At 53.7% G+C, this 19,091-nt stretch carries 15 protein-coding genes; 6 read left to right on the top strand and 9 right to left on the bottom strand.

The annotated features are described in order from the left end of the window. Nucleotide 1 precedes the first annotated feature (1 nt). From F8N12_RS21500 to F8N12_RS21480, 4 genes are all read right to left on the bottom strand, one after another. Nucleotides 2-601: a hypothetical protein gene (locus F8N12_RS21500; protein ID WP_150582195.1), complete on the bottom strand. Its 600-nt coding sequence runs from the start codon at nucleotides 599-601 to the stop codon at nucleotides 2-4. After that, nucleotides 598-1,764, bottom strand: coding sequence for a helix-turn-helix domain-containing protein (locus tag F8N12_RS21495; RefSeq protein ID WP_224787737.1), 1,167 nt, complete (start codon nucleotides 1,762-1,764; stop codon nucleotides 598-600). Before F8N12_RS21495 ends, F8N12_RS21500 begins: the two co-directional genes overlap by 4 nt. Nucleotides 1,765-2,239: 475 nt before the next feature. Next, the gene (locus F8N12_RS21485) at nucleotides 2,240-2,692 is read right to left on the bottom strand and encodes a hypothetical protein (RefSeq protein ID WP_191623199.1); all 453 of its coding nucleotides are present in this window, start codon (nucleotides 2,690-2,692) and stop codon (nucleotides 2,240-2,242) included. 51 nt (nucleotides 2,693-2,743) lie between these two features. Beyond that, on the bottom strand, nucleotides 2,744-3,355 hold the full coding sequence (locus F8N12_RS21480) for a hypothetical protein (protein WP_150582191.1): 612 nt from the start codon (nucleotides 3,353-3,355) through the stop codon (nucleotides 2,744-2,746). Nucleotides 3,356-3,859: 504 nt separating this feature from the next. On the opposite strand from F8N12_RS21480, the gene F8N12_RS27945 reads away from it, so the two are divergent. Then, the gene (locus F8N12_RS27945) at nucleotides 3,860-4,090 is read left to right on the top strand and encodes a hypothetical protein (protein ID WP_224787741.1); all 231 of its coding nucleotides are present in this window, start codon (nucleotides 3,860-3,862) and stop codon (nucleotides 4,088-4,090) included. On the opposite strand, the gene F8N12_RS21470 is transcribed toward F8N12_RS27945, so the two are convergent. Beyond that, on the bottom strand, nucleotides 4,025-4,270 hold the full coding sequence (locus F8N12_RS21470) for a hypothetical protein (protein WP_150582190.1): 246 nt from the start codon (nucleotides 4,268-4,270) through the stop codon (nucleotides 4,025-4,027). The genes F8N12_RS27945 and F8N12_RS21470 overlap by 66 nt on opposite strands. Before the next feature lie 14 nt (nucleotides 4,271-4,284). On the opposite strand from F8N12_RS21470, the gene F8N12_RS21465 reads away from it, so the two are divergent. The 5 genes from F8N12_RS21465 (at nucleotide 4,285) to F8N12_RS21445 (ending at nucleotide 12,985) form a co-directional block, all read left to right on the top strand. Further along, on the top strand, nucleotides 4,285-4,539 hold the full coding sequence (locus F8N12_RS21465) for a DUF4258 domain-containing protein (protein ID WP_150582189.1): 255 nt from the start codon (nucleotides 4,285-4,287) through the stop codon (nucleotides 4,537-4,539). A gap of 30 nt (nucleotides 4,540-4,569) precedes the next feature. Next, nucleotides 4,570-6,327 carry an N-6 DNA methylase gene (locus tag F8N12_RS21460; RefSeq protein WP_150582188.1) on the top strand — a complete coding sequence of 586 codons (1,758 nt, stop codon included), beginning with the start codon at nucleotides 4,570-4,572 and terminating at the stop codon, nucleotides 6,325-6,327. Between the two features lie 81 nt (nucleotides 6,328-6,408). Beyond that, nucleotides 6,409-8,739: a type I restriction-modification system subunit M gene (locus tag F8N12_RS21455; protein WP_150582187.1), complete on the top strand. Its 2,331-nt coding sequence runs from the start codon at nucleotides 6,409-6,411 to the stop codon at nucleotides 8,737-8,739. Further along, nucleotides 8,739-10,022, top strand: a complete 1,284-nt coding sequence (locus F8N12_RS21450) for a restriction endonuclease subunit S (RefSeq protein ID WP_150582186.1) — start codon at nucleotides 8,739-8,741, stop codon at nucleotides 10,020-10,022. Before F8N12_RS21455 ends, F8N12_RS21450 begins: the two co-directional genes overlap by 1 nt. An 11-nt stretch (nucleotides 10,023-10,033) precedes the next feature. Continuing rightward, complete coding sequence (locus tag F8N12_RS21445) at nucleotides 10,034-12,985, top strand: type I restriction endonuclease subunit R (RefSeq protein ID WP_150582185.1); 2,952 nt, start codon at nucleotides 10,034-10,036, stop codon at nucleotides 12,983-12,985. Nucleotides 12,986-13,190: 205 nt separating this feature from the next. Here the strand turns inward: F8N12_RS21445 and gyrB are convergent, their stop codons facing one another. From gyrB to dnaA, 4 genes are all read right to left on the bottom strand, one after another. After that, nucleotides 13,191-15,608 carry a DNA topoisomerase (ATP-hydrolyzing) subunit B gene (gene gyrB, locus F8N12_RS21440; protein WP_028620335.1) on the bottom strand — a complete coding sequence of 806 codons (2,418 nt, stop codon included), beginning with the start codon at nucleotides 15,606-15,608 and terminating at the stop codon, nucleotides 13,191-13,193. A gap of 5 nt (nucleotides 15,609-15,613) precedes the next feature. Beyond that, nucleotides 15,614-16,717 carry a DNA replication/repair protein RecF gene (recF, locus tag F8N12_RS21435; RefSeq protein WP_150582184.1) on the bottom strand — a complete coding sequence of 368 codons (1,104 nt, stop codon included), beginning with the start codon at nucleotides 16,715-16,717 and terminating at the stop codon, nucleotides 15,614-15,616. Nucleotides 16,718-16,737: 20 nt separating this feature from the next. Further along, nucleotides 16,738-17,841, bottom strand: coding sequence for a DNA polymerase III subunit beta (gene dnaN, locus F8N12_RS21430; RefSeq protein ID WP_008155702.1), 1,104 nt, complete (start codon nucleotides 17,839-17,841; stop codon nucleotides 16,738-16,740). 38 nt (nucleotides 17,842-17,879) lie between these two features. Further along, a partial coding sequence (gene dnaA / locus F8N12_RS21425) for a chromosomal replication initiator protein DnaA (RefSeq protein WP_150582183.1) occupies nucleotides 17,880-19,091 on the bottom strand: 1,212 nt, incomplete at its 5' end.

Below are 19,091 nucleotides of genomic sequence, written 5' to 3'. Positions count from 1 at the left end.
CCTAGCCCTTACCGAATAGCTTGAGAAAGGTGGTGTGTTTCGCCTGGCGCCACGTTTCAGTCAAGTCTCCATTGAGCTCCAGCGCTTCGAAGATACTTTTGACCTGCTCATTGGTGATTAACTTTGCCGTGAGCATTTTCTTGAGCAACTCATGGCCATGCCAGACAGCAATTCCGAAATCTTGAGCCAGTTTGTGCATACCGAGGTCATCTGTGACCACAATGGCGTCTCGAATTTGGCCAAACGCAAGCACCCGACAATCCGTTGAGGAAGGGGGCGAACGACCAGCCGTGGTATAGACCGTCGGATTCATTAAGACCCAGCCACGCAGCACACTTAGCGCAGCTTCTAACTGACCTTTCTCGTCGGCGCTGAGTCGAACCTGCTTCGCAACCCGCTCAGCGGCAAGATCCTCACCGTCGAACCAAGGGAATTTGAATTTCAGCGCACCACTGCGATGCACTTCCTCTTCAACATCCTTCAGAATGGTCAGAACGTAGTTTTTCTGCCCAAACGCAACGCCCAACATCGGTCGTACACGCTTCGCCAGTCGAAGATACGCATTGGTATCCAGTAAGACGAGCGTGGACGCCGCACTCAACGCACTAGCTCGCCATAAAGCGCGGTGGCATCACTGAGTGACACGTCCATGATTTGCTGTACATACGACGGGCCCGTTCCATGTTCGCGAATCATGCGTTTCAGCGCCATGAAGAACTCCGACTGAAACACATTCGACGCTGCGGCAATGTATTGCGCCGGTTTGGGTGGAGCCGGATCAAACAGGATCGTACTGACCAACTGCGGCGTGGAGCTGTTGCGCACCGCGTGAATTGTCCTTTCCGCTACCCGCAAGGATGGCAGATTGTTTTCCGCCGCATATCCCTGTGCCTGCTGGAACACAGTGTTCAGTGAAATTTGGTGATGCCGGGCATGCTGCTGAAGGACACTCACCTCCCCAGCTGCGCTAGGCGCTTGCGCCGCCTCGGCATACGCTAGCTGCACACAAGCCTCAGGAAACAGCAGGGCACCGGCAAAGGCATCCGCAAAATCCTCCCCCTCGTCACTACCCGCAAGCTCAGGGGTGTAGACATGCGCTAACTCGTGGGCCATCCAAAACTTGAAGTCTTCCAGCTTGGTATCCAAGTTGACGAAGACAAAGGTGACATCTGACGCCGGCAATAGAATGTGCAACGCATTCTTGTGTTGCTGCTTTTGTCCCCAAAGAACGGGCACCAGAACCGCCCCGCACGCCTTGAACTCGGCGATCAGCGCTTCATAACCCAGCACGCTGCGCTCACCCAATCCCAATTTACTGCGTACCTGGGACGCATCGCTTTGCAAACGCGCGTAGCTGATGGAAGGCGATGAAATCTTGGTGCGTAAGGTCGGCAGCTTCGGTAAAAAATCGACCAAGGGCTTAAGCAAACCGCCAATGCCCATCGCTTTTAGAATGTGTTCGTCGGTGGTTTTGGTTCCCGCCTTCTTGCGGAACGCCACCACAGGCTGATCCTCAGGTGGCGCCACCAACTGCGAAAATGACAGCTGCAGCGTTGTGGCCAGCTTGAGCAGCTTGTCAGGGCGAGGAAAATCCTTACCTTTGAACCAGTTGGTAACGGACTGTGCCGATACTCCAAGCTGATCCGCGAGGTCTTTTTGTGTCCAGCCACGCTGAACGAGGGCCGCCCGAAGCGACTCGATGTGTAGGGTATTTTGCATAACAGCAATGTAGTGCTTCGCTCGGTCAAAATCAAGTTTGATCAAGTTTTACTTGCGCAGCATAGTCAAAACTATCATGTGCTGGAGACGCCGACGCGTCTCTCACCGTCCTGCGCCCGGCCACAGAGGGGCGAAAACCAACGCCTGGCCGATGCAAATAACCGCTACCTGATACCAGAGAACTTGGACTGGGCTGCCGCCGGCTGGACGCATTAAGCGACAGTTTGCACACTCTAGGCATCGGTGCTGCGCGAATAATTAAAGAGCATGAACACTATGAATAAAGGCCTTAACCGGATGACGATTCGTCAAGGCCTTCCCCGATACACCGCTGGAAGGTACCACCGTACGCATGGATGCTTGGTGCGGGAGTGAGCCACGGCCTCACTTTGCAATGCGTTTATCTTCGCTTACCCCAAAGCTCTTACAGAGCGGGCAACGGACTAGCAGCCTGCGGTCAGCCATGAAGTGATGATCACACCTCTTGCAAATGAAGAAGTACGGCGGGGCAGAGCGGAAATCAGACATTGCGCTTGATTTTCAAGTGCGCGGATGTTTTTCCTTTGGGGATTCCGCCTTCAAGACCTGAGGAGCTAGCTGAAAAACCGGCTTCGAAATCATAGTCTTTCACCATGGCCAGAGCCGAAATACCGAGAGCCGCTAAAAGCACCAGTACGCCGCCAATGATTGCGGCGGTACCCGTAGTAATACCTGCCGCAGCTGCGGCGCTTGCAACCACACCGACCCCTGCTGCGCTGCCGGCTGCCGCCCCGAACCAGCCGACAGGGTTCCAGAATGCTACGGCAGATGCTCCGACCACACCGATAATGGCAGCAAGCTTTTTGTAGGGGATATTTGAAGCCACTTTGACGCAGGTTGCTAAATTGGCATCAGTGATAATGATGTCACTGATCTTGTCATCAATGGCCTTCTTGAGTTCCTTTGTTGTGCTTACCGTTCGGCTGCTGCTCATTGCTCGTTCCCTCATTCTAAGGCTCCCCATGGGGACAGGAAGTACGTTGTTTCAATCGAACATCAGGGCCTCGGTCAGCCCCTTGTCGGGATCCGGTTCATCGATGAGGTGGGCCATGCCGACTAGGCTGCGAGCCAGCTTTTCGTATGCGACCCACTGAGTATGCAGGTGATCGAACACCTGGTTGATCAGTCTAGTGGTTTCGACTTCCAGGCTGTCTTCATCGAAGGCGAACACCTGATCGAATCGGACAGACTCCAAGTGTTCGTTAAGTATCTCTTGCTGTTCGAGCAGTGAGTCATAGCCGTCGCGGCACTCTTCGCGAATTTCATTGGCGAATTCGGTGAATGCCTCGTCTGTATCGTCGAAGTGCTCCCGCAGGTGGGTGGGGATGTCGTTCAGACTTGTAAAACGCTTGCGTCCTCCATCCCGGCGGATCTCTCCAACCAGTGCCTCTAACTCATCGAAATCGCCGAAATCTGGCAACCAACCGCACAAGGTATTGGCATGCAGGGCTTCGGAGACGCACTCACTGATCTCGTTCATGCTGGCCGCCAGGGGAGTGCGGCGAAAGAACGGGGCCAATAGCGCATGCAAATCGTTGAAAGCTTGTGCACGTGCTTGGTAGCGTTGGGCGATGAGGTTGGCTTCTCGGGCGTTCATAAGGCCTCACTGGCATTGGTTGGACGTTCAAAATGCGCAGACGTCGACGACCTGCGGCTGGCGTTTATAAGCCGGCGTTGGCCCTGATCCGGGTAATAGTGGCGAAATGCCCTGAGGCTGTCGAGAGTGCAGTCGCCGATCTTTCGGGGAATGACGGCTGAGCGCTTTCCGGCATTTGCTCGAATGCGCAGGGAAGATTGAATTATCGCCGGTCGTTTAAGGCAGTGGTGCCGTTAAACGACGCCAGGTGTTCTGGCCAAACTGCGTCGCGCCCAGCGACCTCCCGATCAGACCACAGTGGCCCTGCCTTCAGGCAGGCACAAGCAGGGGACAACGCGAAGCCCCGCCCACCCGCTCATCATCCGGACTGCGTGTGATTGGCAGTTACGTTAAATCGCCCCCCACAGGTATCCACAGCCTGGTGACACTGACGGGGCAAGCTGGTAGCCAGGTGCCGTTATTGCGCTATACCAGTTGGGTGGAGCATGGCCGAAGGGGCGAAGTATACGCACGGCCATCGAACAGGAGACCTTAGCCGCCCTGGTCGAGATTGGCGCGGCGTGGGAGTTTCGCGTGCTGCGCGACGGCGAGGTCTGGCGCTTGGAACTGCGCCTCGGCGCCAAGTGGCTACCGGTGCGCTCGCGACGTGAACCGGTCAGACTCTGGCGCTCACTGACGGCGGTGGGACGGTTCTGCGAGGGGGTGGGCATCCAGGTGCTGACGGTCGAGTTGTAAAGAGTGGCGCGCGTGTATTTCTGACGCATCGACTATTCCTGCACCTACACAACCGGTGGCGTTTTCAGCGAACGCAAACATGTCGCCCATGGAAATACGCAATACAAACAACAAAAAAGCATTAATTGCTTTATTGACACACAAAAAGCTTTCTTTTACATTTAGCTCATGGTCAGCCACCAGGAGCACATTGCATGCACGCCACTCACCACTGCAAAGCCCGCCAAGCCCAACGCGGCATCCCCCTCAAAATGATCGATTACGTGCTTGCTCACGGCACTGTGGATCAGGACAAATTCATCATCGGCACCAAGGAAGCCAAGCTACGCCTGGCTGATTTAGAGAGGGAAAAGCACTTACTGATGAAGATCAAAGATAAGGGGGGCGTAGTGGTCGTGGCGGAAGGAGATGCGCTGATTACCACCTACAACTGCACACAGCGCGCCTAATCGCCTAATCGCCCTCTTTCAGGACGCAGTATGAACGAAAAAATTTTCTTCCAGCTGATGGATTCGATACGTGGACTCGCGACGTCCCATGCCTCTCTATCGCTGATTCTTCAGCTGCTGTGTTGGCAGAAGCTGTCCAAAGACTTGGATGTTCCAGTGGAACTCCGTTTCGAAACCGTGGCGGATCAAGGGCTGGCAGAACAAGTTGTGGCACTGCGCCAATTGCAGCCATATGCGAATTTTCCGTTCCTGGACGAAAGTGCTTGGCAGATACATGGGGTGCGTGACCTTTCCCCGCTGATGCAAAAGATTCGTGCTTTCGAGACTCAAGGTTTACTCGATACCCTGATGATGGATGACATTTCTTTCTGGGCAGCTGACGTTCACACGGAGTTTTTTGGGTACAACCCTACGCTGTGTGACCTGCTGGTCGCTCTTTTGGAAATCACCCCACAGCAAACCGTGTACGTTCCTTGGGAGGGGTCTGGGCAGATTGCCGCACGGGTTGTACGACGTAACGCCAAGGTTTGGGTTGAGTCCCAGATGCCCACAACGCCTGCGCAAATACTTAGTCTGATCAACACAACTGGCTGGAAGCTGCACCCCACCAACCCAATACAAGCGCCTGCTGCTCTTGAAAAAGGCAAGCTGATCCAGTTTGAAGCGGCGGTCTGTGCTCCTCCCATGGGGCTTCGCTATCCACCAGAGGTTGCAGTACATGACCTATGGGGACGGTTTGAAGAAAAAACGCCAGTTGGTAATGTTCTTCATATCCAGCACCTCTTGGCCCAGACCAAGGGACGTATCGTAGTCACGGTACAGAACTCCGTACTCTTCGGCAAAGGTGCAGAAAAACAACTGCGCGAGTATTTGATCAAACATGGTTATTTGGAGGCAGTCATCGCTCTCCCTGCCGGGCTCTGTAGCCATACGGCAATCCCACTAACCATTCTTGTTCTGAATAGAAGCCGTCGGACTGATGTCATCCGCTTCGTCAACGCGGACACAGACGAGTTCCGTGAGCTCTCAGCCAAAAAACGTTGTGCACTGAAGAATATCCCTGAACTGCTGGCGTTGATCGCGAACAAGAGCACTTCAGCTATTGCAGCCAGCATTCCGATCAGCCAGATTGCTGATAATGACTTCAGCCTTGAGGTCAATCGTTACGTACTAGACGAATCTGCGCACAAGCTGAACGAGATGCTGACACGTTATGAAACACGTAAGCTGAGCGAGTTGTACGATATTATTCGTCCGCGCCAGCATACGACTGCTTCATTCGGTGTGCAGGTATGGGAAGTACAGGCTCAAGACATCCCGCAGTACGGTTACATTCAACACGCCAGCAAAGAGGCCATGTTTGACCTCGATTCCCCCAAAGCAAACTCATACTTCATCAGGCCCAATGATGTCTTGATGACTTTCAAGGGCACCATTGGCAAAACCGGATTCGCCGGCAACATTCCTGCTACTGAGGAAGCTGGATGGATTGCTGGGCAATCTCTGGCGATCCTGCGCAGCAAAACCCCTGAAATGTACCCGCCTAAAGCCCTTTTGGTTTTTCTGCGTTCGGAAATGGGTCAGGCGCTTCTAAACCGCATCGCGGTGAGCGCAACGATCCCCTCCATCCAGCTCTCCGCCCTCAAAGATCTAGAGATCCCTGTTCCTTCAAGGGAAGAAATGAACAGCATGATTCAGTCCTTTGAGCAGGAAACCCTGATCGAAAGCGAAATTGAACAGTTGCGTGCAAGGCAGGCAATACTGGCTCGCAAGTTCTGGTGCCTATAGGCACCTATCCGTACGAACCCAGCGACAAATTAATAAGCCTCCGGGATTACCTGGAGTTCTGAAAAAACATATGGAAGCCTCATGGATCACTCCGCCCACAACCGCATCGTTTCCTTCATATGGTCAATCGCTGACGACTGCCTGCGCGACGTGTTCGTGCGCGGCAAGTACCGTGATGTAATCCTGCCGATGTTCGTGCTTCGTCGCCTTGACTGCCTACTCGAACCGACCAAGGATGCTGTCTTGGAAGAGGTTCGATTTCAACGGGAAGAGGTAAAGCTGGCCGACTTGGATCTCACTGGCCTCTGCGAAGCCTCCGGTTATGTGTTCTACAACACCTCCCGGTTCACCCTTAAAAGTCTGTTGGGAAACCACTCTCAACTGGAAGCTAACCTGAAGAACTATCTTGATGGCTTCTCCGACAACGTGAAGGAGATCATCGAGAAATTCGACCTGCGCAACCAAATCCGCAAAATGGATCAGGCTGACGTACTGCACGATGTCATCGAGAAATTCGTCTCCGAGGAGATCAATATCGGCCCGGCAGATCGCAAAGGGCCGGATGGGCGTACCCAACCCGGGCTTTCCAATCTAGGCATGGGCTATGTGTTCGAAGAGTTAATCCGCAAATTCAACGAAGAAAACAACGAAGAGGCGGGTGAGCACTTCACCCCTCGTGAGGTCATCAAACTGATGACCAACCTGGTGTTCATCCCGGTTAAGGACAACTTGCCCAACCCGCTGACCATCTATGACCCAGCCTGCGGGTCGGGTGGCATGCTCACTGAATCTCAGGACTTCATCACTCTTCCAGATGGTGAAATCAAAGCCAACGTCGGGGTGTATCTGTACGGGAAGGAGATTAACCCTGAGACGTATGCCATCTGTAAATCCGACATGATGATCAAGGGCAACGACCCGGAGAACATCAAGTTCGGCTCGACCCTGGCCACTAACAGCTTCTCTGGCACCCGCTTCGACTTCATGCTGTCCAACCCACCTTATGGAAAGTCTTGGAAGAGCGATCAGAAGAGTATTGTCGACGGCAAGAATGTAATCGATCACCGCTTCCTGGCGCACCTGTCCGACTTCCGAGGTGAGGGCTCGGCATGGCACCCAGCGGTGCCTCGCTCATCCGATGGCCAGTTGCTGTTCCTTATGGAAATGGTCGACAAGATGAAAGTTGTGAGCGAGGGCAACCACGGCTCACGTATCGCCAGCGTCCACAATGGCTCAGCGCTGTTTACCGGTGACGCGGGAGCTGGTGAAAGTAATATCCGTCGCTACATCATCGAGCGGGACTACTTGGAAGCAATCATCCAGCTGCCCAATAACCTGTTCTACAACACCGGTATCACCACGTATGTCTGGCTTCTGTCGAACAAGAAGGACGAGAAGCGGCGCGGCAAGGTGCAGCTCATCGACGCCTCCAACCTCTACCAGAAGTTGCGCAAGAACCTAGGCGAGAAGAACTGCGAACTCTCTGAAGAGCACCTCCGCCAGATCACCGATTTGTACCTGAGTATGCCCAACGAAGGCATCTCCAAAGTCTTCGATAATCGGGACTTCGGTTACTACAAGGTCACGGTTGAGCGCCCTTTGCGCTTGGCTGCTCAGTTCAGTACCGAGCGCATTGCTAACTTGCGTTTCACTCCAGGCATGCAAGACATCATGGAGTGGGTTTATGACAAATATGGCGATGAAGTTTACACCAGCCTAAAAGAGCACGCCGAAGCCATAGAGCTACATCTGGAGCGTGAGGAAATCACCCTGTCGCCGAAGAATCGAAAAGCTTTGCTCTCGGAAAAAACATGGCTAGCCCAACGCGAAATTATGCTAGCAGGCGAAGCGCTGATGGCCAAGATCGGCACCGATCTTGTTCTCGACTTCAACCGGTTTGAAGCCTCCGTTGATGCAGCAATCAAAGCCCTAATGCTAAAGCTGGCAGCACCTGAACGTAAGCAAATCCTCAATGCGCTCAGCTGGCGCGAAGAGAAGGCCGCCAAGGTCATCAAGAAGGCCCACAAGCTGCTCGGCAACAAACTCCAGGTGGTACTGGATGGGTTGCGAATCAGCGCAGAAAAACTGATCGACTATGGGTATTGGCCAAGCGAGAAGGTGGATGAATACATCGAATATGAAACCGATAGCGAGTTACGTGATACCGAGAACGTGCCACTGAAACAGGATATCCACAGCCATTTCATCCGTGAAGTACGCCCGCATGTGGACGATGCCTGGATTGCCATCAACAAGACGGTGATCGGCTATGAAATCAGCTTCAACAAATACTTCTACCAGCATAAACCCCTGCGCAGCCTGCAAGAGGTGACCAAGGAAATACTGGCCTTGGAAGCCGAGACCGATGGCTTGCTCAAGCAGTTGGTGAGTTTTGTGGGAGGAGCTCATTGATGCAACGGTATGAGAGCTATGAACCAAGCGGTGAAGAGTGGTTGGGTAATATCCCATCTCATTGGGAGCTGCAACCTTTACGCGCCGTGACTCAACTCAAATCTGACCGAAACCAGCCTGACTTGCCCGTATTGTCTGTATACAGAGATTATGGCGTGATCTTGAAAAGTTCTCGCGAAGACAACCACAACGCCACGTCTCTAGATACCAGCACCTACAAAGTTGTTAAACCAGGTGACCTAGTCGTCAACAAGATGAAGGCATGGCAAGGCTCCATGGGAGTGAGTTCTTACGAGGGCATCGTCAGTCCCGCCTACATCACCTGTACAACCAACCACGAACGCATTCAACCGAGTTACCTGCATTACCTGCTCCGCTCTGCACCTCTAATAGGGGTCTACAACGCTCTATCGTACGGCGTTCGAGTTGGTCAGTGGGATATGCACTACGAAGATTTCAAACAAATTCCGATTCCATTGCCTCCACGTCTGGAGCAAGAACGCATCGTCAACTTTCTTGACCAGAAAACCACTGATATCGATACTGCTATTGCTAAAAAGAAGCAGTTGATCAAGCTCCTAGAAGAACAGAAAGAGATTTTGATCAATCAGGCCGTAACTCGTGGCCTGAATCCGGATGTAGAAATGCGGGACAGTCACGTCGCGTGGCTAGGCAAGGTTCCCTCTCATTGGGCCGTCGCTACTATTGGTCTGTACGCCCGTGTCAGCAACGGGTCAACGCCAAGTCGCGATATTCCCTCTTACTGGCGTGATGGCTCAATAGCTTGGCTGTCTTCGGGAGCCGTGAATGACTTTGAAATCACCAATCCATCAGAGTACATATCCGAACTTGCATACAAACAGTCCTCACTTCGCGTGTACAAAGCGGGTACAGTTGTGATCGGGATAGTTGGCCAAGGTAAGACTCGCGGCACATCTGCAATTACTAGAATTGACACCTGCATTAACCAAAATATGGCGGCAATAGAATCTAGGCAGAAATTAAACTCAGATTTTTTGCATAGATACTTGATTGGCTATTACAGCCAGATACGTACTGGAGGTCGAGGTTCAAATCAGGAAGCCTTGAACTGCGATCTAGTAAAGAAATTTCCTCTAGTAATTCCTCCTATTTCGGAACAGCAAGAAATAGTCGCGTACATAAATAATGAAGCAGGAAATATTGATAAAAGCATTGGCATCGCAATCAAGCAAATTGCTCACCTAGAGGAGCTAAGAGCCATAATTGTTGCGGACGCGACTTTAGGAAAAATAAGGGTCTAGAAGGAGAAATCATGGTCAGTCAAACCAACGAAGCCGCACTGGAAAGCCATATTGAAAATGCTCTAGTGCGGGACAGTTACAGGATTGGTAACCCAACCGACTTCGACCGCGAGTTCGCCATCGACTCCAAGCGCTTCTGGGAATTTCTAGAAGAAACCCAGTCTGCCGAGCTGGCCAAGCTGAAGAGTCGTCCCGACTGGCAGCGGCTGGTATTGGAGCGGTTGAGCAAGAAAATCAAACGAGACAGCGTGCTAGCGGTGCTGAAAAAGGGCCTGGACATCGACGATGCCCATTTCACCCTGCTGTACCGCCTGCCTTACAATTCCCTGAATCCCGAGGTTGAGGCTAACTACGGAAGCAATCAATTCAGTGTGACTCGACAGGTGCATTACTCGGCCAGCGATACCTTCAAATCAGTGGATATGGTGCTGTTCGTCAATGGCCTAGCCATCGCGACCCTTGAGCTGAAAAATCCGTGGACGGGTCAGCATGTCCAGCATGCAATCAAGCAGTACCGCACTGACCGCAATCAGCTGGAACCGCTGTTCGAATTCGGACGATGCCTAGTACACCTCGCTGTCGACCCTGATGAGGTCTACATGTGTGCCCAGTTGGCGGGTAACGACAGTAACTTCCTGCCGTTCAATAAGGGCAATAACTTCGGTAAGGGTAACCCGGTTAACCCCTCCGGGTACAAGACCGCTTACCTGTGGCAAGAAATCCTACAAAGACACTCTATCTCCAACATCATCGAGCAGTTCGCTAAACTCACTATCGAGAAAGACAAGAAGTCTGGTAAGGAGCGCAAGACGCTGATCTTCCCGCGCTACCACCAGCTCGATGCGGTGCGCAGTCTGTTGGCCAACTCCCGTCACAACGGCTTGGGGCAAACCTACCTGATTCAGCACTCAGCTGGCTCCGGTAAATCCAATTCGATAACGTGGCTAGCTTACCAATTGGTGGAGCTTTATGACGCCACTGGCAGCCAAAACCTGTTCGACTCGGTGATCGTGGTGACTGACCGGCGCGTATTGGATAGTCAGATCAAAGACAACATTAAGCTGTTCTCCGAGGTTAAAAACATCGTTGCCCATGCGGAAAGCGCTGCCGAGCTCAAGTCGCACTTAGAACTCGGCAAGAAGGTCATCATCACTACGGTGCAAAAATTTCCGCATATCGTCGATGGGATTGGCGATCTAACTGAGCGAAACTTCGCCGTAATCATCGACGAGGCGCATTCATCACAATCCGGCTCAGCCTCAGACAAACTCAACACCACATTAGGAGCAGAAGGGGAGGAAGAACCCGAAGATTTGCAGGACAAGATTCTGGCGGCCATGAAAGGCCGTCAGATGAGCAAGAACGCCAGTTACTTCGCCTTCACTGCCTCTCCGAAACCAGCCACCCTGGAGAAGTTCGGCAGGCAGAGCGCGGATGGCAAGTTTTACCCGTTTCACTTGTACTCGATGAAACAAGCCATTGAGGAACAATTCATCCTCGACGTACTGGGTAATTACACCACCTACAAGAGCTATTACGAACTTACCAAGTCGACAGAAGATAACCCGTTGTTCGACAGCGCCAAAGCTCATAAGAAGCTCAAAGCCTACGTCGAAGCCGCGCCGGAAACCATTGAGGTAAAGGCAGGCATCATGGTGGAGCACTTCATCTCCAAGGTCTGGCAGGCCAAGAAACTCAAGGGCCAAGCCAAGGCGATGGTGGTGACCCGAAATATCGAATGCGCCATGCGCTATTTCTTCGCTATCCGTGACGAACTGAAGAAGGTCAATGCGCCCTTCAAGGCGATGATCGCCTTTTCGGGCGCCAAAACCATTGATGGCATCGAGCACACAGAAGACAGCCTTAACGGCTTCCCGGCCAAGGATACTCCGGCAGAGTTTGACAAGGATGGATACAAATTGCTGGTCGTCGCCAATAAATACCTTACTGGCTTCGACCAGCCGAAGCTCCACACCATGTATGTGGACAAAAAACTGCAAGGGGTATTGGCGGTACAGGCGTTGTCACGCCTCAATCGCTGCGCCTGGAAACTGAGCAAGACCGACACCTTCGTCCTCGACTTCTACAACAGCATCGAGGAAATCAAAGCCGCCTTCGATCCGTTCTACACATCGACGTCACTATCCGAGCCGACTGATGTGAACGTACTGCATGACCTCAAGGATGCGCTGGACGCCTTCAGTATCTATGACGCTACTGAGATCCAAGCCTTCAACGAGAAGTTCTTCAACAATGCTGAGGCCGAGGAACTGCATCCGATCATTGACGTGGTTGTCACACGTTTCGATGAAGAGCTGGACGACGATCAACGTATCGAATTCAAGATTAAGGCCAAGCAGTTCGTCAAAATCTACGCCCAGATCGCCTGCATTATCCCGTTCCAGAATGCAGCGTGGGAAATGCTGCACTGGTTCCTCAAATTCCTGATTCCGAAGCTCAAGGTTAAAGACCCACAAAAAGATGCTCTGGACGAACTGCTCAATAGCATCGACCTGAGCACCTATGGCCTTGAGCGTTCAAAACTGAACCAAGAAATAGGCCTAGACAGTTCCGAGGCAGAGGTAGATCCACAGAACCCCAATATGCGTGGAAACCATGTGGCTGAACCTACGTTGGACGAACTGGATTACATCATCAATATGTTCAACGAACGCTTCTTTGTCGGCTGGGACGCTACACCAGAGGAGCAACGGGTAAAATTCATCAACGTAGCCAACCATGTGATTAAACACGCAGATTACATCACTCAGGTACAGAACAACCCGGATGAGCAGAATAGCCGGTTGGCCATGGAAAAAATCATCGCTCAGGCGATTCATGCAGAGCGCAAGCGGGAGCTCGACCTCTACAAAAGCTACGCGTCAGACCCTGACTTCAAGCGCGCCTTCGATGCCAGCATCGCTAGGTTGGTGAAGAGTGGCCAGATACAGTTAGGGGCCTGACGAAGTCGCCGAAACACCTAATGCAGGGCGGTTTATACAATTTCTAGCGCCAAGTGCCCTCCGGATAACACTTAGGCTGAAAGCAAAAACCCCGGCAGATCTGCATCTGACGGGGTTTTTGCTTTCAGCCTAAATGGAAACTAACCTTGGCTACATCGCTTAACTTTGACCGAAGTGGAAACTAACTTTTCCCACCTACACCGGATCAGAAATCCAGGTTAGACACCGCCAGAGCATTACTTTCGATGAAGTCGCGACGTGGCTCGACCGCATCCCCCATGAGGGTGTTGAAGATCTGGTCGGCGCCAATGGCGTCTTCAATAGTCACTTTAAGCATCCGGCGCTGGCTTGGATCCATGGTGGTTTCCCACAGCTGATCCGGGTTCATCTCGCCCAGACCTTTGTAGCGCTGGATAGTGTGACGCTTGGTGCTCTCAGCCATCAGCCACTCAAGAGCTTCCTTGAACTCGGTGACCGGCTTCTTACGCTCGCCACGCTGGATGTACGCGCCGTCGTCCAGCAAGGTGCTCAATTGAGCGCCAAGCGAAACCACAGTCTTGTAATCGTTGCTGCCGAAGAAGTCGCGGTTGAAAGTGACATAGTTGGATAGGCCGTGAGAGATCAGTTCAACCTCTGGCAGCCAGACATTACGTTCACGGTCTTCACGAAGGCTGGCTTTGTAAACCAGGCCGGACTTCTCTCCAGTGCGCAGACGCACCTCATACTTGGCCAGCCAATCTTGCATCGCAGCGTGATCGGAAAGCTGTTCCATGCTGACTGCTGGCAGATAGATGAAGTGCTCGGTCAGCTCCTGCGGGTAGAGGCGCGACAGACGCTTGAGCGTCTTCATCACCAAACGGAAGTCATTCACCAGGCGCTCGAGCGCCTCGCCGGAGATACCTGGCGCGTCTTCGTTCAGGTGCAGGCTTGCATCTTCCAGGGCCGACTGCGTCATGTACTCTTCCATGGCGTCGTCGTCTTTGATGTATTGCTCCTGCTTACCTTTCTTGACCTTGTACAGTGGCGGTTGAGCGATGTAGATGTAACCGCGCTCGATCAGCTCTGGCAGCTGGCGGAAGAAGAAGGTCAGTAGCAGAGTGCGGATGTGCGAGCCGTCGACGTCAGCATCGGTCATGATGATGATGTTGTGGTAACGCAACTTGTCGATGTTGTATTCGTCACGACCAATGCCGCAGCCCAGAGCTGTGATGAGCGTGCCCACTTCCTGCGAAGAAATCATCTTGTCGAAACGTGCTTTTTCGACGTTGAGGATCTTACCCTTCAGCGGCAGGATGGCTTGGGTGCGACGGTTACGTCCCTGCTTGGCGGATCCGCCAGCAGAGTCACCTTCCACGAGGTAAAGTTCGGAGAGGGCAGGGTCTTTTTCCTGACAGTCCGCCAGTTTGCCCGGCAGGCCGGCGATGTCCAGCGCGCCTTTACGGCGAGTCATCTCACGGGCCTTGCGCGCCGCTTCACGGGCACGTGCGGCGTCGATCATCTTGCCGACGACCAGTTTGGCTTCGTTCGGGTTTTCCAGCAGGAAGTCGGAGAAGTACTTGCCCATTTCCTGTTCGACCGCGGTCTTCACTTCAGAAGACACCAGCTTGTCTTTGGTCTGCGAGCTGAACTTCGGATCAGGGACCTTCACCGAGATGATCGCGGTCAAGCCTTCACGCGCATCATCGCCGGTGGTCGCGACTTTGTGCTTCTTCGCCAGGCCTTCCGCTTCAATGTAAGTGTTGAGGTTACGCGTCAGTGCGGAACGGAAACCCACCAAGTGAGTACCGCCATCGCGCTGCGGGATATTGTTGGTGAAGCACAACAGGTTCTCGTTGAAGCTGTCGTTCCACTGCAGAGCGATTTCAACACCGATGCCGTCTTCGCGCTGAATGTTGAAGTGGAACACCTGATTGACGGCAGTTTTGTTGGTGTTCAAATATTCAACGAACGCACGCAGGCCGCCTTCGTACTTAAACAGCTCTTCTTTGCCGCTGCGCTCATCCTTAAGGACGATACCGACACCGGAGTTGAGGAAGGATAGCTCACGGATCCGCTTGGCCAGGATGTCCCAGCTGAAGTGGATGTTTTTGAAGGTTTGATCGGACGGCTTGAAGTGGATCTGCGTACCTGTGGTTTCGCTCTCGCCAACAATCTTCATCGGCTCTTGCGGAACACCGTGTACGTAAGTTTGTTCCCAGATCTTGCCGCTACGGCGAACAGTCAGGATCAGCTCTTCGGACAGGGCATTAACCACCGATACACCTACACCGTGCAGGCCGCCGGATACTTTGTAGGAGTTGTCGTCGAACTTACCGCCGGCGTGCAGCACGGTCATGATGACCTCGGCTGCCGAAACGCCTTCTTCTTTGTGCACGTCTACCGGGATGCCACGACCGTTGTCGCGAACGGTGATGGACTCGTCCGGATGGATGATGATGCTGATGTCGTCGCAATGGCCAGCCAATGCTTCGTCGATCGAGTTATCAACCACCTCGAATACCATGTGGTGGAGACCACTGCCATCGTCGGTGTCACCAATGTACATACCGGGACGTTTGCGTACGGCATCCAGGCCTTTCAGCACTTTAATGCTCGTTGAGTCGTACGTATTTTCTTCGCTCAATGCCTTCACTCCCGATGGTCGTGGGTCTGGGTGATACGGCCCTGTTCCACGTGGAACAAAGCTACTGGCGTTTCCGTCTGCCAGCCTTCCCTCAATAATTCATGATCTACACAGGTGATAAACACCTGGCAGCGTAAGTCTTCCAACAAGCGACAAAGTGCGCGACGGTGTTGCTCGTCCAGTTCGGAAGGCAAGTCATCCACCAGATAAATACACTGCCCCCGACGGGCCTGGCTGACGAGATGCCCTTGGGCTATCCGCAATGCACAAACCACCAGCTTCTGCTGGCCGCGGGACAATATGTCCGCTGCGTTGTGTGCTCCCAGTCGGAGACGCAGATCAGCTCGTTGCGGCCCTGCCTGGGTATGACCCATTTGCTGGTCTCGATGAATAGACCCGGCAAGCACGATACTTAACTCGCGATCCTTGTCCCACCCCCGGTAATAGCTGAGCGTCAAACCCTCAAGCTCAACCAGTTCGCTCAAGGTCTGTTCAAAGACTGGTTTCAAGGCTTTGATATAGGCGCGGCGGTATTCATCAATTTCGGCGCTCGCCTGGCACAGTTCTCTGTCCCAAACCGCTTGCGAAACGGCGTCAAGTGTACCATGCCGCAGCCAAGAGTTTCTCTGGCGCAAGGCCTTCTGCAAGCGTTGCCAAGTCGACATGAAACGCGGTTCCACGTGGAACACACCCCAGTCGAGAAACTGCCGACGAATCTTCGGTGCACCTTCAAGCAGGCGGAAGCTGTCGGGGTTGATTAGCTGCAGTGGAAGAATCTCTGCCAGTTGCGCCGCGCTACGCGCGTTCTGGCCGTCAATGCGGATCTGAAATTCACCTTGGCGATCACGTGAGACCCCCAACGCACTGTGCCCACCTTCGGCCAGCTCTACCTGGCCAAACACCGTGCACGCCATCTGCTCGTACTGAATGACCGGCAACAAACGGCTGCTACGAAACGAACGGGCAAGCCCCAGCAGGTGAATGGCTTCCAGCACACTGGTTTTGCCGCTGCCGTTAGCGCCGTAAAGAATATTGATTCGGGGGGAGGGGGAAAAGGTCACCGGGTGCAGATTGCGCACCGCGGTGACCGAGACGCGACTTAAGGACATCTAGCTTCTGCTGAGCATGGTTACAGACGCATCGGCATGACAACGTACGCCGAGTCGTCATTATCCGACTCCTGCACCAGCGCGCTGCTGTTGGAGTCAGACAGAATCAAGCGCACCTGTTCAGTGGTCATCACACCCAGAACGTCGAGCAGATAGCTCACGTTGAAGCCGATCTCCAGGTTGCCGCCGTTATACTCAACGCCTACTTCCTCTTCCGCTTCTTCCTGCTCCGGGTTATTGGCCTGGATCTTCAATTGACCATTGGCCAGTTGCAGGCGGATGCCTCGGTACTTCTCGTTGGACAAAATCGCGGTACGGCTGAATGCTTCACGCAGGGCCTGGCGATCACCGAGTACCAGCTTGTCTCCGCCTTTGGGCAGGACGCGCTCGTAATCCGGAAATTTGCCGTCGACCAGTTTCGAGGTGAAGGTAAATTCGCCAGTGGTCGCGCGGATGTGGTGCTGACCCAGCACGATGCTGACGATGCCGTCTGGCTCAGTCAGCAGACGCGCCAGTTCAAGAATACCCTTGCGCGGCACGATGACCTGATGGCGATCCGGCTGACCGATATCGGCCTTCATCGAACACATGGCCAGACGATGACCGTCAGTGGCCACGGCGCGGATTATGCCTTCAGAAACCTCCAGCAGCATGCCGTTCAGGTAATAACGCACGTCCTGCTGAGCCATGGCGAAGCTTGTGCGTTCGATGAGACGACGGAGTTTGCTCTGCTCCAGGCTGCACGTGAGCGAGCCTGGACCTTCTTCGACCGTCGGGAAATCGTTGGCTGGCAGGGTCGACAGGGTGAAACGGCTACGCCCGGCCTTCACCACCAGCTTCTGCTCGTCGACCTTGATGTCTATCAGCGCGTCGTTCGGCAGGCTCTTGCAAATATCCATCAGCTTGCGCGCTGGCACGGTGATGGAACCCGGGTCTGCTGGCTCCTCGAGTTGCACACGACCGACCAGCTCGACCTCGAGGTCGGTACCGGTCAGCGACAATTGCTGGCCTTCGACAACCAGCAGCACGTTGGAGAGCACCGGCAAGGTCTGTCGGCGCTCGACGACGCCCGCGACCAGTTGCAGGGGTTTCAACAGGGCTTCGCGTTGAATGGTGAAATGCATGGTCTAGTCCCTTGCCTTAATAAGCTGCACTGGTGTCATCAAGTAGTCAGTGTACGCAGCAGGTTCTTGTAGTCCTCGCGGATGTCCGCATCGGATTCCTTGAGTTCGTTGATCTTGCGGCAGGCGTGCAAAACGGTCGTGTGGTCGCGGCCGCCAAACACATCACCGATTTCCGGCAGGCTGTGGTTAGTCAACTCTTTGGACAACGCCATGGCAACCTGACGTGGACGAGCGACCGAGCGTGATCGACGCTTGGACAGCAAATCCGAAATCTTGATCTTGTAGTACTCAGCAACGGTTCGCTGAATGTTATCCACAGAAACCAGTTTGTCTTGAAGTGCCAACAGGTCTTTGAGGGATTCACGAATCAGCTCGATGGTGATATCCCGACCCATGAAGTGCGAGTGAGCAATCACGCGCTTGAGCGCGCCTTCCAGCTCACGCACGTTGGAACGAATGCGCTGGGCAATAAAAAACGCGGCGTCGTGGGGCAGATCCACTTTGGCCTGATCGGCCTTTTTCATCAGGATCGCGACACGGGTCTCCAGCTCCGGCGGCTCGACGGCAACCGTGAGGCCCCAGCCAAAGCGAGATTTCAAGCGCTCTTCCAGGCCTTCGATTTCTTTCGGATAGCGGTCACTGGTGAGAATGACCTGCTGGCCACCCTCAAGCAACGCGTTGAAGGTGTGGAAGAATTCTTCCTGAGAGCGCTCCTTGCGGGCAAAGAACTGAATGTCATCAATCAGCAGCGCATCGACCGAACGGTAGAAACGCTTGAATTCATTAATCGCGTTCAGTTGCAGCGCCTTGACCATGTCGGCCACGAAACGCTCGGAATGCAGGTACACGACCTTGGCATTCGGGTTCTTCTTTAATAGATGGTTACCCACGGCATGCATCAAGTGAGTCTTACCCAAGCCGACGCCGCCATACAGGAACAGCGGGTTGTAGCCGTGCTTGGGGTTGTCCGCAACTTGCCAGGCTGCAGCCCGGGCAAGCTGGTTGGACTTACCCTCGACAAAATTTTCGAAGGTGAAGGTACGGTTCAGGTAACTGGTGTGTTTGAGCGCACCCTCTACCTGGACCGTGCGCTGCTCGGAACGGATCGGAGCTTGTTGCGAACTGGCGCCTGCCATCGGGTCGAAACTGTCACGAGACGGCTCTTCACTCATATCCGCGACTTTCTGCGCGGCACGCTTGGCCGGCGCAGCCGCTGGAGCCGATTGCGGCGTACTGACAGGGGCATGAGC

Origin of the sequence: Pseudomonas fluorescens (assembly GCF_902497625.1) — a bacterium.
GTDB classification, from domain to species: Bacteria; Pseudomonadota; Gammaproteobacteria; order Pseudomonadales; family Pseudomonadaceae; genus Aquipseudomonas; species Aquipseudomonas fluorescens_BQ.
Note: the sequence above shows the minus strand (reverse complement) of the source record. Positions and strands in the feature narration are given on the sequence as shown.